The sequence below is a fragment of the Streptomyces sp. NPDC001100 genome, from assembly GCF_053598575.1.
Window position 1 is genome coordinate 49,759 of record NZ_JBSFKO010000034.1, and the last position, 15,682, is coordinate 65,440.

Annotated in this window: 16 protein-coding genes; 9 read left to right on the forward strand and 7 right to left on the reverse strand. The window is 69.7% G+C overall.

Annotated features, from left to right (window positions below; genetic code table 11):
* The first annotated feature begins 12 nt into the window (after positions 1–12).
* The 4 genes from ACWDEW_RS36635 (at position 13) to ACWDEW_RS36650 (ending at position 2,831) form a co-directional block, all read left to right on the forward strand.
* The gene (locus ACWDEW_RS36635; protein WP_450518798.1) at positions 13–732 is read left to right on the forward strand and encodes a hypothetical protein; all 720 of its coding nucleotides are present in this window, start codon (positions 13–15) and stop codon (positions 730–732) included.
* 23 nt (positions 733–755) lie between these two features.
* A complete protein-coding gene (locus ACWDEW_RS36640; protein ID WP_450518800.1) occupies positions 756–1,055 on the forward strand; it encodes an RNase A-like domain-containing protein in 300 nt (99 codons plus the stop codon).
* A gap of 27 nt (positions 1,056–1,082) precedes the next feature.
* Positions 1,083–1,730 (forward strand): contact-dependent growth inhibition system immunity protein, encoded by a 648-nt coding sequence (locus ACWDEW_RS36645; RefSeq protein WP_450518802.1) that lies wholly within the window; start codon positions 1,083–1,085, stop codon positions 1,728–1,730.
* A 129-nt stretch (positions 1,731–1,859) separates the two neighbouring features.
* Positions 1,860–2,831 (forward strand): BRO family protein, encoded by a 972-nt coding sequence (locus ACWDEW_RS36650; RefSeq protein ID WP_450518803.1) that lies wholly within the window; start codon positions 1,860–1,862, stop codon positions 2,829–2,831.
* Between the two features lie 93 nt (positions 2,832–2,924).
* Here ACWDEW_RS36650 and ACWDEW_RS36655 read toward each other — a convergent pair whose 3' ends face one another.
* The 3 genes from ACWDEW_RS36655 to pdhA are packed head-to-tail and all read right to left on the reverse strand — an operon-like array spanning position 2,925 to position 6,484.
* On the reverse strand, positions 2,925–4,322 hold the full coding sequence (locus ACWDEW_RS36655) for a dihydrolipoamide acetyltransferase family protein (RefSeq protein WP_450518805.1): 1,398 nt from the start codon (positions 4,320–4,322) through the stop codon (positions 2,925–2,927).
* Between the two features lie 10 nt (positions 4,323–4,332).
* A complete protein-coding gene (locus ACWDEW_RS36660; RefSeq protein ID WP_450518807.1) occupies positions 4,333–5,325 on the reverse strand; it encodes an alpha-ketoacid dehydrogenase subunit beta in 993 nt (330 codons plus the stop codon).
* 1 nt (position 5,326) lies between these two features.
* Complete coding sequence (pdhA, locus tag ACWDEW_RS36665) at positions 5,327–6,484, reverse strand: pyruvate dehydrogenase (acetyl-transferring) E1 component subunit alpha (RefSeq protein ID WP_450518809.1); 1,158 nt, start codon at positions 6,482–6,484, stop codon at positions 5,327–5,329.
* Positions 6,485–6,806: 322 nt separating this feature from the next.
* On the opposite strand from pdhA, the gene ACWDEW_RS36670 reads away from it, so the two are divergent.
* The 3 genes from ACWDEW_RS36670 (at position 6,807) to ACWDEW_RS36680 (ending at position 9,038) form a co-directional block, all read left to right on the forward strand.
* The gene (locus ACWDEW_RS36670) at positions 6,807–7,469 is read left to right on the forward strand and encodes a response regulator (RefSeq protein ID WP_450518811.1); all 663 of its coding nucleotides are present in this window, start codon (positions 6,807–6,809) and stop codon (positions 7,467–7,469) included.
* A 49-nt stretch (positions 7,470–7,518) separates the two neighbouring features.
* Positions 7,519–7,920, forward strand: coding sequence for a pyridoxamine 5'-phosphate oxidase family protein (locus ACWDEW_RS36675; protein WP_450518813.1), 402 nt, complete (start codon positions 7,519–7,521; stop codon positions 7,918–7,920).
* Between the two features lie 113 nt (positions 7,921–8,033).
* Positions 8,034–9,038, forward strand: a complete 1,005-nt coding sequence (locus ACWDEW_RS36680; RefSeq protein ID WP_450518815.1) for a phosphotransferase — start codon at positions 8,034–8,036, stop codon at positions 9,036–9,038.
* A gap of 74 nt (positions 9,039–9,112) precedes the next feature.
* Here ACWDEW_RS36680 and ACWDEW_RS36685 read toward each other — a convergent pair whose 3' ends face one another.
* On the reverse strand, positions 9,113–10,642 hold the full coding sequence (locus ACWDEW_RS36685; RefSeq protein WP_450518898.1) for a protein kinase domain-containing protein: 1,530 nt from the start codon (positions 10,640–10,642) through the stop codon (positions 9,113–9,115).
* A 375-nt stretch (positions 10,643–11,017) separates the two neighbouring features.
* Here ACWDEW_RS36685 and ACWDEW_RS36690 point away from each other — a divergent pair, with 375 nt between their 5' ends.
* Positions 11,018–12,658 carry a protein kinase domain-containing protein gene (locus ACWDEW_RS36690; protein WP_450518817.1) on the forward strand — a complete coding sequence of 547 codons (1,641 nt, stop codon included), beginning with the start codon at positions 11,018–11,020 and terminating at the stop codon, positions 12,656–12,658.
* Positions 12,659–12,703: 45 nt separating this feature from the next.
* Here ACWDEW_RS36690 and ACWDEW_RS36695 read toward each other — a convergent pair whose 3' ends face one another.
* Together ACWDEW_RS36695 and ACWDEW_RS36700 are read right to left on the reverse strand one after the other, a co-directional pair.
* Positions 12,704–13,135: a hypothetical protein gene (locus tag ACWDEW_RS36695; RefSeq protein WP_450518819.1), complete on the reverse strand. Its 432-nt coding sequence runs from the start codon at positions 13,133–13,135 to the stop codon at positions 12,704–12,706.
* Between the two features lie 136 nt (positions 13,136–13,271).
* The gene (locus tag ACWDEW_RS36700) at positions 13,272–13,808 is read right to left on the reverse strand and encodes a bacterial proteasome activator family protein (RefSeq protein WP_450518821.1); all 537 of its coding nucleotides are present in this window, start codon (positions 13,806–13,808) and stop codon (positions 13,272–13,274) included.
* A 116-nt stretch (positions 13,809–13,924) separates the two neighbouring features.
* Here ACWDEW_RS36700 and ACWDEW_RS36705 point away from each other — a divergent pair, with 116 nt between their 5' ends.
* Positions 13,925–14,527, forward strand: coding sequence for a hypothetical protein (locus ACWDEW_RS36705; RefSeq protein WP_450518823.1), 603 nt, complete (start codon positions 13,925–13,927; stop codon positions 14,525–14,527).
* Between the two features lie 12 nt (positions 14,528–14,539).
* Here the strand turns inward: ACWDEW_RS36705 and ACWDEW_RS36710 are convergent, their stop codons facing one another.
* Complete coding sequence (locus tag ACWDEW_RS36710; RefSeq protein WP_450518825.1) at positions 14,540–15,520, reverse strand: NAD(P)H-quinone oxidoreductase; 981 nt, start codon at positions 15,518–15,520, stop codon at positions 14,540–14,542.
* Positions 15,521–15,682 lie beyond the last annotated feature (162 nt).

Genomic DNA, 15,682 nt, shown 5'->3' on the forward strand with positions numbered 1-15,682 from the left:
CGACAGAACAGCATGCTTGAGGAAGAGACGATCAACCACTTCCGCTTCGAGGGAGCGAGGACGCTGCTGTCGGTGTTCCGTCATCGCACGCCCGATCCGGTCGAGGAACACACGGCCGCACTGGAGCCGACGCTGCGGTCCCTGTGGCTCGCGGGCAGGAGAGGCGGAAGAAACCTCTACGAGGTCGCCGCCGAGGTACGCCTGATGGCCGATGCCCTGGAGCCGAGCTTCGCAGGCACCGCAGTGGTACCTGACGACCTGAGAGAGATGACGACGGGGTGGGCGACGGACGAACCATGGACGGTACTGCGGGGCATCGCCACGCACACCGAGTCCTGGAAGTCGGGCTTCGTGACCAAGCTTTCCCTAGCCGTCCCCACAAGCCCGGAACTCGCCTTCCGTTTCCCTCAGCTGAGCGAATTCCTGTCGAACTACTACGGCCAGGACGGAATCGCCACCGAGGACGACATGACCGAGTCCGAGGGACTCCACCTCTTCATCGAGGAATGCCACCGCCACCCCATCTGTCTGTGGTGTCTCCCCCCTCTCGTGGCAGAGTGCACGGAAGCACTGACCATCTTCCACAGCGAGGAATCACTGCACCAATTCTTCGAAGTCGAACACGGCCTGGGATCAGGCACCCTTGACTGGTCGGACTGGCTACCCCTCATCGTCGAGACTTTCACCACCCACATGCGCGAAGAGCACCCGCCGCACTGGGTTTCGGCGTAGTTCGCACCGGCAGGAGTCATGGCATGCATACCCGTACCGCCACCTACCCCGACCGCGAAACCGCCCAATGGGCCGCCCAGCAGGTCGTCACCGCCAACGAGCAGGCAATCCACCGCTGGCTGGCCCAGTCCACGCGCCCCCGCCTGACCATCGAGGCGTCCTGGCCCTCCCGCCCCGAACCGGTCGGACGAGTCCTCCTCCAGGCGATGATGCTGGCCGGACGGGACCCGGTGGACGTCCGCGCGGCCCGGGTGATCCTGAAGCGGGACGCGTCCCGGCCGCACGGCTTCGTCGTACACGCCACGTTCCCTGTCTACCTGTAGCGACCCGATCCGTAGAGGCTGACCACCGTGCCCCTGAGCCCCCTCGAACACGACCGCCGCTACGGCGAGTTGGACCAGGTGATCCGCGCCTACGCCGGTCAGCCGGCCGACGACATCCCGGACAAGCCGAGCGAGGCTCTGGTCGCCTATCTCCGCCACACCTGGCACACCCGCCCCTGGGCCCTCGCCGTCGCCGAACGCCAACTCCGCGAGTACGCCGACAACCCTCCCGGCCGACTCCGCCTGCGCCTTGGCGAGTTCTACGCCATCCCGGACGTCGGACTTCCCGAAGCCGGCCTCCAGCAGTGGCTGTACTGCCTCGCCGACCACATCAAGCACAGCGTCGAGGAAGGCGAGGTCCCTGCCCCTGCCACTCCCGCCACCCACTGGGAATGGCACGCCCGCTTCCCGGAACTCGGCCAGTTCCTCGGCGGGTGGTTCTCCCAGGACATGCCGGACGAGTTCGACGACCACGACGCGGCGATCGACGACTACCGGACCTCGACCGACCCGCAACTTGTCGCCCACCTCGTCGGCGAGCTGCACGAACTGCTCGCCCTGGACCTCGACGAGACCGAATACGCCCTCGCCGTGGCCGAGTTGGGCATGGAGGTCGACCCGCCGGCGCCGTACTCACCCAGCGGCTGGCTCGCGCTGATCGCCGACGGCCTCTGAATCGAGTAACACACCCCAACAGCCCCAGGCCGTGAAATCGGCGATCTTCCTCCTCAACAGTGAACATCCGTGCACTGGTTGGCATATTCGATTTTCTCCGCCCTACGTTTCGCTGCGGAGGTGGTTCATATGATCGAACCCAGCAAGCACAAGCCGAACCGGCAGTCGCCGCAGGACGCCATCGACATCAGCGACTTCGTCTACGCGGCTACCGGAGCCCGCATCCGGAGACTGACCATGCCGGACGGGACGCACTGGTTCCCTGCGGTGGATGTCTGCAAGGAACTGGGGCACACCAACTCACGGCAAGCACTCGCCGACCACGTGCCCAACGACCATCGAGAGATTCTCGAGACCGTAACCGGAGCTTACGGTCTGGGCATTCCCGCAGGTAGAGAGTGGCGGCGAGACCTGAATATCATCTCTCTCCAAGGCCTCATCCTCCTCGTCAACGCCTGCACGAAACCCGCCTGCGCCCCCTTCAAACAGTGGGCCGCCGAAGTGATCGAGACGGTCCAGCGCGAAGGCTCGTACTCCCTCGAAGAAGCCGAGGTACAGCCCACCGAACCCGGCGCCCCCATCGCCTACGCCATGCCCGAGCAGGTCGCCGAGGCCATCGTCCGGCTGGAAGAGCGCAACCTTCAGGCGGACGAGCAACTCGCCGTCGCCCAGCACGAGTCACTCGCGCTGCAACGCACCATGGTGGAGATGCAGCGCGCGACACTCAGCGCGCAGCAGGCCATCGCCCAGGCCATGGAACGCATCGCGAACCGGCTGGACGTCCTGGCCCTCGACCGTCCGGTGCCGGACGCGTCCTTAGCCACCACCGCGCTTTCCTCGGACCCGACCACCGAGTCCGTGCTGGCCGACTGGCGACAGCGGCTGTCCGTCACCTCGGACGTGTGGGCGGTGGCCGTGGCGATCGTGCCGGTTCTGGTCGAGGAAGGTGAGTTGCGCCAGCCGCTCGATTCCCTCGCGGCCCGTACCGGACTCTCCGTACAGCGCGTCAACGACTGCCTGCGCATGCTGCGCAAGCACGCCTGCATCCGTTCCCGGGGCGGCAGCGAGGACGGAGCGCCGGTCTACGTGCTCAACCGCTGATGAATCGAAGCCGGGAACACGACGGAGGGGTCGGTCGCAAACCGAGATTGCGGCCGGCCCCTCCACGCTGAACCTATCCGAACAGGGCGGCTCTCACGCCCACGTGATCAACCTCTTCGGCTGCTCCAGGATCGCCGCCACGTCCGCCAGCACCTTCGAGCCCAACTCCCCGTCCACCAACCGGTGATCGAAGGACAGAGCCAGCGTCGTGACCTGGCGGGGCTTCACCTTGCCCTTGTGGACCCACGGCTGGAGCTTGATCGTGCCGATCGCGAGGATCGCCGACTCTCCGGGGTTGAGGATCGGGGTGCCGGTGTCGATGCCGAAGACGCCGACGTTGGTGATGGTCACCGTGCCGCCCTGCATCGCCGCGGGGGACGTCTTGCCGTCGCGTGCCGTGGACACCAACTCACCCAGTGAATCCGCCAGTTGGGGCAGCGTCTTCGCGTGGGCGTCCTTGATGTTCGGCACGATCAGACCGCGCGGGGTCGCAGCCGCGATGCCGAGGTTGACGTAGTGCTTGAGGACGATCTCCTGGGCGGCGTCGTCCCAGGAGGCGTTGACGTCCGGGTTGCGCTTGATGGCCACCAGCAGGGCCTTGGCGATCAGCAGGAGCGGGTTGACCCGTCGGCCCTGCATCTCCTTGTCCTGCTTGAGTTCCTCGACCAGCTTCATCGTCCGCGTCACGTCCACCGTCACGAACTCCGTGACATGCGGTGCCGTGAACGCCGAGCCGACCATCGCCGCCGCCGTCGCCTTGCGGACGCCCTTCACCGGGATACGGGTCTCCCGGGTCGTGTCGTACGTCGGCGTCACGACGGGCGGAGCCACCTGGACCTGCGGCGCCGGGGCCGGGGCCGGGGCCACCGCTGCGTGCACGTCCTCGCGGGTGATGATGCCGCCCGGGCCCGACGGAGTCACCGTCGCCAGGTCGACGCCCAGGTCCTTCGCCAGCTTGCGCACCGGTGGCTTGGCGAGGGGACGGGACTGCACGGCGGGTGCGTGGCCGTTCAGCTCCGCCTGTACGGCCGCCGTCACCGACGGCTCCTGGGCCGGGATCTCCGCGCCCTTGCGGGGGCGGCGCTTCGTGGCGGACGTGGAGACGCCGTAGCCCACCAGGACCGGCGTGCGGGCCGGGGCCGCGGGCTTCGCCTCCGCCTGTGCGGGAGCGGGAGCGGGAGCGGCCACGGGAGCGGCCGGGGTCTCCTCGGGAGCGGCACCGCCCCCCGCGACCGCCACCGCGATGATGGACGTGCCCACCGCCACCGTCGTCCCCTCGGGGAAGCGGAGTTCGTGGACCACGCCGTCGTAGGGGATGGGGAGTTCCACGGCTGCCTTCGCCGTCTCCACCTCGCAGACGACCTGGCCGTCGGTGACGGTGTCGCCGGGCTGGACGTACCACTTGAGGATCTCGGCCTCGGTGAGGCCCTCGCCCACGTCCGGCATCCTGAACTCTCGTACGGACGCTTCAGCTTCAGTCATCGTCGTCACGACCCTCTCCTCAGTACGCCAGAGCGCGGTCGACGGCGTCGAGCACCCGGTCCAGGCTCGGCAGGTACTCCTCCTCCAGGCGGGCCGGCGGATACGGGGCGTGATAGCCGCCGACCCTGAGGACCGGCGCCTCCAGGTGGTAGAAGCAGCGCTCGGTGATGCGGGCAGCGATCTCGGCGCCGGAGCCGAAGAACACCGGCGCCTCGTGGACCACGACCAGGCGGCGGGTCTTCTCGACCGAGGTCTGGATCGCGTCGAAGTCCAGCGGGGACACCGAGCGCAGGTCCAGGATCTCCAGCGACTTGCCCTCCTCGGCAGCCGCGTCGGCGACCTCCTGGCAGAGCTTCACCATGGGGCCGTAGGCGGCGAGGGTCAGGGCCGTGCCCTCGCGGACCACGCGGGCCTTGTGCAGGGGGCCGGGGATGGCCTCCGTGTTGACCTCGCCCTTGTCCCAGTAGCGCCGCTTCGGTTCGAAGAAGATCACCGGGTCGTCGCTCTGGATGGCCTGCTGCATCATCCAGTAGGCGTCCGACGCGTTCGACGGGCTGACGATCTTCAGGCCGGCCACATGGGCGAACAGGGCCTCGGGGGACTCCGAGTGGTGTTCGACCGCGCCGATTCCACCGCCGTAGGGGATGCGGACGACGATCGGGAGCTTGACCTTGCCGAGGGAGCGGGCGTGCATCTTGGCGAGCTGGGTGACGATCTGGTCGTAGGCCGGGAAGACGAAGCCGTCGAACTGGATCTCCACGACCGGGCGGTAGCCGCGGAGGGCGAGGCCGATGGCGGTGCCTACGATGCCCGACTCGGCGAGCGGGGTGTCGACGACCCTGCGCTCGCCGAAGTCCTTCTGGAGGCCGTCCGTGACGCGGAAGACGCCGCCGAGCTTGCCGACGTCCTCGCCCATGATGAGGACCTTGGGGTCGGACTCCAGGGCGGCGCGCAGCGATTCGTTGATCGCCTTCGCCAGCGGCAGGTTCTTGGTTGTCGCGGTCTGCGCCATGTCACTTACCCCCTTCTTCGTCCGCGAACGACGCCTGGTAGGCGGCGAACTGGGCCCTCTCCTCGTCGACGAGCGCGTGCCCGTCGGCGTACACGTGCTCGAAGAGTGCGAACCGGTCCGGGTCCGGCATGGCACGGACCGCTTCGCGCACTCGCCTGCCCAACGCCTCGGACTCGGTTTCGAGTTCCGCGAAAAATCCCTCGTCCGCGTGGTTTGAGGCCTCCAGATACCGGCGCAACCGAAGGATCGGGTCCTTCGCCTCCCACGACTCGCGCTCCTCGTCGGCGCGGTACTTCGTCGGGTCGTCGGAGGTGGTGTGGGCGCCCATGCGGTACGTGTACGCCTCGACGAGCGTGGGTCCCTCGCCGTTGCGGGCCCGCTCCAGCGCCCACTTGGTGACCGCGAGGCAGGCCAGCACGTCGTTGCCGTCGACGCGGACGCCCGGGAAGCCGTAGCCCTGGGCGCGCTGGTAGAGCGGGACGCGGGTCTGCTTCTCGGTGGGCTCGGAGATGGCCCACTGGTTGTTCTGGCAGAAGAACACGACCGGGGCGTTGTACACCGCCGAGAAGGTGAACGATTCGGCGACGTCGCCCTGGCTGGAGGCACCGTCCCCGAAGTACGCGATGACGGCGCTGTCGGCGCCGTCCATGGTCACGCCCATCGCGTAGCCGGTGGCGTGCAGCGTCTGCGAGCCGATGACGATCGTGTACAGGTGGAAGTTGTTGACGGTGGGGTCCCAGCCGCCGTGGTTGACGCCCCGGAACATGCCCAGCAGGTTGGTCGGGTCGACCCCGCGACACCAGGCGACGCCGTGCTCGCGGTAGGTCGGGAAGACGTAGTCGTCCTCGCGGGTGGCGCGCCCGGAACCGATCTGGGCGGCCTCCTGACCGAGCAGCGAGGCCCACAGGCCCAGCTCGCCCTGGCGCTGCAGGGCGGTGGCCTCGGCGTCGAAGCGGCGGGTGAGCACCATGTCGCGGTAGAGGCCGCGGAGCTCATCGGGGGTGATGCCGGCGACGTACTTGTCGTACGGGGCGGTCTTCGCGTTCTTGACTCGCTTGCCCTCGGGCGTCAGCAGCTGGACGAGGTCCGGGTCGGCGCCCTTGGCCTTGCTTCCGGCGCTGCGTCGCGGCTTGCGCGTGGCAGTGCTCTCCACGGTCAACGTGTGCTCCTCCGTCGGTCCGGCTCCCCGGGTTCGCCGGGTGCCAGTGCGGCTCACCTGCGCCCCACGGACGCACAGGGTGGGTGCGGTTCGTCGGGAGCAGGCGTGACAGGTGCCCCGGCGAGCGCCCTGCAAAAGGCACGTTACCCAGTGCTCCACAATTCTGTGAAACCCCTCCTGACCTGCGATTTTGCTTGGATTTCCAAGTAAATCGGCAAAGTCGGGAACAACTCCTGGTCACAGCCTTGCAGGGGGCCGGAACAACGGCACGTTATCCCGGTCACCTCGGGCACGGGAAGAGGCCGCGTGTGAGACTTGCCGTGTGCGCGAAGACGGAAAAATCAGTGTTTTTCTCCTCGATGACCATGAAGTGGTACGCAGAGGTGTCCACGAGTTGCTCTCCGTGGAGGACGACATCGAGGTGGTCGGCGAGGCCGGCACGGCGGCCGACGCCCTGGTGCGGATCGCGGCCGTGCGCCCGGACGTCGCGATCCTGGACGTACGGCTCCCGGACGGCAGCGGGGTCGAGGTGTGCCGGGAGATCCGCGCGCGGGACGAGTCGGTGAAGTGCCTGATGCTGACCTCCTACGCGGACGACGAGGCCCTGTTCGACGCGATCATGGCGGGCGCCTCCGGGTACGTCCTGAAGGCCATCCGGGGGAACGAACTGCTGAGTGCCGTACGGGATGTCGCGGCGGGGAAGTCGCTGCTGGACCCGGTGGCGACCGCCCGGGTGCTGGAGCGGCTGCGCAACGGCGGGGCCGCTCCGGACGACGGGTTCGAGGGGCTGACCGACCAGGAGCGCAGGATCCTCGACCTGATCGGGGAGGGGCTCACCAACAGGGCGATCGGCGAGCGGCTGCACCTCGCGGAGAAGACCATCAAGAACTACGTATCGAGTCTGCTTTCCAAACTCGGTATGGAGCGGCGCTCGCAGGCGGCGGCCTACGTGGCGCGCAGACAGGCCGAGCGGCGGCGCGATTAGGGACCAAAGACCTCTCCCCCGGGAGGCCTGACGCGCCGACAGTGGTCACATGTCCCAGGACGCACAGCCGGCCATCGCCCTGCTCTCCCGCACCGGCCACGGCCGGGTGGCGACCACTCTGCGGGCGCTGCCCTTCCTGGCCCTCGCCGGCCACATCGTCCAGGACGGCCGGCTCCTGCTGCGCATGCCCCGGAGCCACGGCCACCACCACGCGTGCGTGGGCAGCGTCGTCGCCTACGGGGCCGACAACCTGGACTCGGCCGGGCCGGGCGAGGAGCTGTGGTCCGTGCAGGTGATCGGCACGTGCGAGCCGCACGAACCGACGGCCGACCAGGTCGAACGATTCGGCCCGGCCCGGGACGCGATGGTGTACCTGCGCATCGAACCGCGGCTCGGCACCGTGCACCCGGTGGACGGCGGCCTGGAACGGCACTTCGGGCCCACCCTGTGACCGAAAGCGACCATCGACGACCGACCGGTGACTTTCTGTGACAAACCGCAGCTCACAGGCCCGCCGCGTGCCCTAGCATCGGCCGCGTGCCGCCCTTACGTGTACCACCCCCCGTGCCCCACGCGCCCCCACTGGGCGCCCTCCTGAGCCAGTACGCCGCCGGGTCCGCCGTCGCCTGCGAACCCGTCGAGCAGGGCCTCCTGAACCGCGGCTACCGGCTCCGCACCACCCGGGGCCGCTACTTCCTCAAGCACCACTTCGACCCGGAGACCGCGGACCCGGCGGCGATCGCCCGCCAGCACGCCGCGACCCGGCGGCTGGCCGACCTCGGCGTGCCCGTCGCCCCGCCGCTGCCGGACCGCGACGGCCGTACGGTCGCCGTCGTGGGCGGTCACGCCTACGCCCTGCACCCCTGGATCGACGGCCGCCACCGCCACGGCGGCCAGCTGACCACCGTCCAGTGCGGACGCCTCGGCGCGCTGCTGGGGGTCGTCCACGCGAGCCTGGAGCGGGTGATGCCGGGACAGCGCGTGGAGTGCGCGCCGGGCGCCGACCCCGCCGACACCTTCGCCCTCATCGACGACCTCCTCGGGCACGTCCGCAGGCACCGGCCCCCCGACGCCTTCGACGAGCTGGCCCGGCACCGGCTGCTGGAGCGACGGGAACTCCTGGAGCGGCACGCGGACCGGCGTCCGCCGCGCGGGGGCTGCGTGGGGTGGGTCCACGGGGACTTCCACCCGTTCAACCTGCTCTACAAGGGCGACGCCCCCGCCGCGATCGTCGACTGGGACCGGCTCGGCGTACAGCCCCGCGCCGAGGAGGCCGTACGCGCCGCCGCGATCTTCTTCGTACGGCCCGACGGGGCGCTCGACCTGCCGAAGGTGCGGGCGTACGCACACGCATACCGGCGGGCCGCGCGGGCCACGCCCTCCGAACTCGCCGCCGCCGTGCACCGCGTGTGGTGGGAGCGGCTCAACGACTTCTGGATGCTGCGCTGGCACTACGAACGCGGCGACACCCGCGCGGACCCGCAGTTCCCGGCCGCCTCTGCACTCGCCGTGTGGTGGACCCGGGAGTACGACGCGGTGTGCGAGGCCTTCACGGAGTACGCCCCCTAGAGAACGACGTAAACGGCACGCGCGCGTGGACCCCTGTTACGGGGTGCACGCGCGCGTGTCGGGGTGCGTGGAGGTCAGCCGCCGCCCAGGGCGCCGGCGACGGTGCCGGTACCGCCGTCCGTACCGGGGTCGCCCGTGTCCGTCGGATCCGGCGAGGTGCTCGCGGTCGGGGTGTCCGACGGCTCCGTGGCGGACGGGGTCGGGGTGTTCGACGGCTTCTCGGAGGCCGTCTTCGACGGGGTGTACGAGGGGGTGCGCGACGGCGTGTAGCCCGAACCGGAGCTCGTGCCGCTGTCGTCCGTCTGCGTGTCCGACGGCGTGGCCGACGCCTCGTCGCTCGGTGTCTCGCTGGACTGGTCGTCCGTGGTGGACTGCGAGGTGGTCGGCGACTGCGAGGTGCCCGAACCGCCGCTGCCGTTGCCGGTGTTGTTCATGGCCAGCGCCACGCCCGCCGCGATGGCGATCACCGCGAGCACGGCGAGGATCCACAGCTTGCCCCGGCCGCTGCCGTGGTTGCCGTGCGCCTCGAAGCCGCCGTCGTCGCCGTTGCCGTAGCCGCCCGGCAGGATCGGCTGCGGGATCTGCGCGGTCCCGGAGGGGTCGCCCTGGGGCATGACGGTCGTACCGGCGAAGCCCCCGGGCGGAGTCCCCTGACCGTTCGCCACGGTCACCGGGCCGGTGTTCCACGTGCCGGTGTGGCCGCCCTGGTCGTAGAGCATCTGCAGGCCGTACTGGACCAGCCCGCGCATCTCCTCGGCCGTCTGGAAACGGTCGTCCGGGTCCTTGGCGAGGGAGCGCATGACGAGGCCGTCGAGCTCCGGCGGGCAGACCCCGTTCGAGGTCTGGGACGGCGGGACCGGGATGTCCTGGACGTGCTGGTAGACCACCGACAGCGGGGTCTCGCCGGTGAACGGGGGCCGCAGCGCGAGGAGTTCGTAGAGCAGGCAGCCCGTCGCGTACAGGTCGGAGCGGTGGTCGACGGCCTTGCCGAGCGCCTGCTCCGGGGAGAGGTACTGGGGCGTCCCCATGACCATGCCGGTCTGCGTCATCGTCGTGGACGCACCATGCAGGGCGCGCGCGATGCCGAAGTCCATGACCTTGACGGCGCCGTTGTGCGTGATGATCACGTTCGCGGGCTTGATGTCGCGGTGCACGATGCCGTGCTGGTGCGAGTAGGCGAGCGCCTCCAGGACACCGGAGACGATGATCAGGGCCTGCTCGGGCCCGGGCGCCTCGGCGTTCAGGAGCAGGTCGCGGATCGTGCGCCCCTCGACGATCTCCATGACGATGTAGGGCACGGACTGGGCGCCGCCCGCGCCGTAACCGCCCGTGGACACCGTGTCCTCGCCGGAGTCGTACACGGCGACGATCGCGTGGTGGTTGAGCCCGGCCACCGACTGGGCCTCACGCGTGAAGCGGGCCTTGGAGGTCGGGTCCTCGGCCAGGTCGGAGCGGAGCAGCTTGACCGCCACCGTGCGCCCGAGACGGACGTCCTCGGCCGCGAAAACCTCGGCCATACCGCCCCGGCCCAGTCTGTGGGTGAGCCGGTACCTGCCGTCGCCGACCAGTCCGCCGTTGCCCCACAATTCCGGTGCGTCCGACATTCCGCCGCCAGCCGCCTCGGGGTCGGACGGGCCCTGAGCGTGCTGCTGTGCCATCAGTCCTCGCCGTCGTTTCTGCCCGCGGTGCGCGCGGTGTTGTTACGGTCTCCGTCGGCCACGCTACAGGCTCGGCGCAAGCCGCCGTTCCGGGATCAGTGCCGGAATCGTCCTGAGACGGACCGGCCATCAAATCGGTATCACGGGCCGTCGTGCAAATTCTGTGTACCGCCGGTACAGCACCTGTAACGCTTCCACGACTCTTCTTTCGCGTACGGTCACGGAACGGGCACCGCGCTTGACGTGTCAGTGCCCTCCGGCAGACTTGGCCGGGAATGGCACATTCGATCACCGAGCCGGCGCCGATGGGGGACACGGAACATGAGCCAGGACGGCCCACACGGCCGGTACACGGGCCGCGCGCTGGCGGGTGGCCGGTACCAGCTGCGCGACCTGCTCGGCGAGGGCGGCATGGCCTCGGTGCACCTCGCCTACGACTCGGTGCTCGACCGCCAGGTCGCGATCAAGACACTCCACACCGAGCTCGGCCGTGAGCAGGCCTTCCGCGAGCGCTTCCGCCGCGAGGCCCAGGCCGTGGCCAAGCTCACGCACACGAACATCGTCTCGGTCTTCGACACCGGCGAGGACGCGCTCGACGGCTCGACGATGCCGTACATCGTCATGGAGTACGTCGAGGGCCGCCCGCTGGGCTCCGTACTCGACGAGGATGTACGGCAGTTCGGCGCGATGCCCGCCGACAAGGCGCTGAAGATCACCGCGGACGTGCTGGCGGCGCTGGACATCAGCCACGAGATGGGCCTGGTCCACCGGGACATCAAGCCGGGCAACGTGATGATGACCAAGCGCGGTGTCGTGAAGGTCATGGACTTCGGCATCGCCCGCGCCATGCAGTCCGGGGTCACCTCGATGACCCAGACCGGCATGGTCGTCGGCACCCCGCAGTACCTCTCCCCGGAGCAGGCACTCGGCCGGGGCGTGGACGCGCGCAGCGACCTGTACTCGGTCGGCATCATGCTGTTCCAACTGGTCACCGGGCGGCTGCCGTTCGACGCGGACTCGCCGCTGGCCATCGCGTACGCGCATGTGCAGGAGGAGCCGGTCGCGCCCTCCTCGATCAACCGTTCGCTGCCGCCGGCCGTGGACGCGCTGGTCGCCCGCGCGCTGAAGAAGAACCCGAACGAGCGCTTCCCGAACGCCGAGTCCATGCGCGAGGAGTGTCTGCGCGTGGCGTCCTCGCTGCACGCGGCGGCCCCGAGCATCGTGCCGGGCGCGCCCGCGCAGAGCGGCTCCGGCGTCGGCTCCGCGGTGTTCCCGCCGGTCGACCAGGCTGCTCCGGCGCCCACCGGCCCCGTGCAGACGCCGTACCACCCGGGCCCGTACCACCACGGCACTCCGGCGCCCGCGCCGCCCTCGCCCGCCTACGGCTATCCGCAGCAGCCGGGCTACCAGACGCCGGCCTCGGTCGGGTTCGGGCAGCAGGGCCTCTCGACCCCGCCGCCGTACAACCTGAACCCGCAGCACCCGACACCGGCCCCCGGGGGCGGCGGCCGGAGCAACAAGCCGGTGGTCATCGGCGCGATCATCGTCGGTCTCATTGTGATCGTCTCCCTGATCGCACACCTGGCGTCGACCAACAGCGGCTCGGAGGACGTGGGCAGCGGCGGCAGCAGCTCCAGCGCGAGCAGTTCGGCGACGGAGGTGGAGGGTCACCGCGGGCCGGACAAGACGAAGACGATCGAGACGACCGCGTGCACGGAGCCGCAGGAGTCCTACGACGACCCCACCAAGATCCGCATGCCGGACTTCCAGTTCAAGTACATCGCCTCGGTCAAGCTCTGCCTGCAGGCCGCGGGCTGGAAGGTGAAGACCACGCCGGTCGACGAGAACACCTACGGCGAGGGCTCCGTCAGGGATCAGTTCCCCTCCGCCGACACGGACGTCGATCCGAAGAAGATGCCGGAGATCGAGCTCAGCGTCTCGACGGGCAACCCGCCGCAGTAGCCGGTGGTGGGGCGGAGCCACCTGGACTCCACCCCGCCACCACCGTCAGTTGTAGGGGTTGTACTTCAGGGGGCTGGAGCAAATGCTCTCCAGCGTGTTCCCCTCGAAGGCCCCGGCCTGGACCCGCACGGCGGCGATGCCGTTCGTCGACGACGCCGACGTGTCGTAGGTCGCCGACTCACCGGCGCTGCTGCCGTTGAAGTGGTGCCAGCTCCACGCGATGTTGTCCCCGTCGGCCTCGACGGTGACCAGGCGAACGGCCACGTGGTGGCCGTCGGCCGAGGTGTCGTCCACTCTGAGTCTCAGCGGATCCACCTTTGTGGCACTGACGAAGAAACCGGTGTAGGCGCCATAGGCACCAGTGGCGCTGCAATTGCCCGACACCATCTGGTCGGCTGCCGCCGGCGAGGCCATGAGCGGGATGGCCAGGCAGGCCAGGGCACCTGCCGTGACAAGCACGGATCGTCGCGGACTCATGTGCAGCCCCTCCTCGATTGTCAGAAACGCCGAAAGAATAGATGATCTTGCGCGTTGCTGACACCCACTCAACTCCCGTGCCGCTCAGCCCACTCCCGCCTCACGGCCCCCTGGTCGGAGTCCCCCACGAGCGTCCCTAGAGGTACGGCCCTCCTACCCGGCCGCCCGGCTGCCCTTCCTCGCCGCCGTCGCCCACGCCCGGCGGCAGGGCCCGGCGCATCTGCTCCAGCTGCGCCCGTGCGGCCATCTGCTGGGCGAACAGCGTGGTCTGGATCCCGTGGAAGAGTCCCTCCAGCCAGCCCACCAACTGCGCCTGCGCGATACGCAGTTCCGCGTCGCTCGGGATCGCCGTGTCCGTGAAGGGCAGCGAGAGCCGCTCCAGCTCCTCGACCAGCTCCGGCGCCAGACCGTCCTCCAGCTCCTTCACCGAGCTGGCGTGGATCTCCTTGAGCCGCACCCGGCTCGCCTCGTCGAGAGGAGCCGCTCGCACCTCCTCCAGGAGCTGCTTGATCATGCTGCCGATCCGCATGACCTTGGCGGGCTGTTCCACCATCTCCGTCACCGGGATCTCTCGGGAGTCCTCGTCCCCGGTGCCACCGAGCGCCATCCCGTCCTGGCCCACGACCAGGATCTGAGGCTTCTCCGGTGACCTTTCGTTCCTCGGCATCTCCATGCCGCCATTCTCTCGCACCCGTACACCTCACCACCGTGGTGCCCCCCTCGTAAGGTGATCCACCGTTTGCCCGAACCTGGAATGCCGGGAAACCCGCCCGATGTGACGCTTGTCCCGTGACTCCATGGCTGCGCACCGCGGGACTGCTGCTCGTGCTGGGCACGGGCGCGGTGGTGAATCCGGGCGGGGGTGTTCCGGCGTACGGCGTGGGAGCGGAGGGCGCGGGGGATGCACCCGCGCCCGGCGCCGCCCATGCCTCTTCTTCACCCCCGGCCTCCGCCACCCCCCTGAAACCCGCTCCCGGTCCCGACCACCACGATCAGGCGCCCGCCCAGGCACCCGCTCGCCCCTCCGCCGAGCCCTCCCGGGCCGGAAGCCAGGCCGGCGTGGGGCGGGAGCGGCCGGGGCGGACGGCTCAGCCCAGCGCGGAGGAGGACGAGAACGGAGCCGACGACGGGGACACGGCCGAATCGGCGGCGACCGAGGACGGCGCTTCGGCCCTTCCGACGCCCGCCGACTCCGCGTCGCCGTCGCAGGACACAGGGGTGACGGGGGTCGTGCCGTCCTCGCCGCCGCTCCAACCCGTGCACCAGACCGTCGCCCACGCCGAGGACCCCACCGAGCCCGTCCTGCGGATCCTGCCGCTGGGCAGCGGCCTGATCCTCATCGGCCTCGGCCTGGGCCTGGCCTTCATCGGTCTCCGGGTGCGCCGGAGTTAGAAGCAGTCCCGTCTACGGCGCGACGAGCAGCACCTTTCCGATGTGGCCGCTGTCCTCGACCACCTGGTGCGCTGCCGCCGCCTCGCTCATCGGCAGCTCCCGGTCGACGACCGGACGGACCTGGCCGGCGGAGATCAGCGGCCACACATGCTCGCGTACGGCGGCGACGATGGCCGCCTTCTCGCCGAGCGGGCGGGCCCGCAGCGAGGTCGCGCTGATCGCGGCCCGCTTGCCGAGGAGGGCGGCAATGTTGAGTTCAGCCTGGATGCCGCCCTGCAGCCCGATGATCGCGAGCCGCCCGTTGACGGCGAGGGCCTGGACATTGCGGTCCAGGTACTTGGCGCCCATGTTGTCGAGGATGACGTCGGCGCCCGCACCGCCCGTGGCCCGCGCGACCTCGGCGACGAAGTCCTGCTCGCGGTAGTTGATGAGGACGTCCGCGCCCAGTTCGGCGCAGTAGTCGAGCTTCTCCTTGGTGCCGGCCGTGACGGCGACCTTCGCACCGACCGCCTTGCCGAGCTGGATCGCCATGGTGCCGATCCCGCTGGAGCCACCGTGCACGAGCAGGGTCTCGGCGGGGCGGAGGTGGGCGACCATGAAGACGTTCGACCAGACCGTGCAGACCACCTCGGGCAGCGCGGCGGCCTGCTTGAGGTCGACGCCCTGCGGCACCGGCAGCAGCTGCCCAGCCGGTACGGCGACCTTCTGCGCGTAACCGCCGCCCGCGAGCAGCGCGCACACCTCGTCGCCGACCGACCATCCGGAGACCCCGGGGCCGACCTCGGTGATCCGGCCCGAGCATTCGAGGCCGGGGTAGCGGGACGCGCCGGGCGGCGGGTCGTAGAAACCCTGGCGCTGCATGATGTCGGCCCGGTTGACGGCGGTGGCCACCACCTCGACCAGGACCTCGCCCTCGCCGGCCACCGGATCGGGGACCTCGTCCCACACCAGCGCCTCGGGCCCACCAGGTTCGGAAATCGTGATCGCATGCATGAGCCCGACGCTACTCCTCGTCATACGGCCGACCAGCGAAGGTCTGTCACTCCGGACGCGGCGGACCGCTGGAGTGTGTCACTTCGGATACGGCGACCGCCGAGGTGTGTCACTTCGGATACGGCGACCGCCGAGGTGTGTCACTTCCGATACGGCGACCGC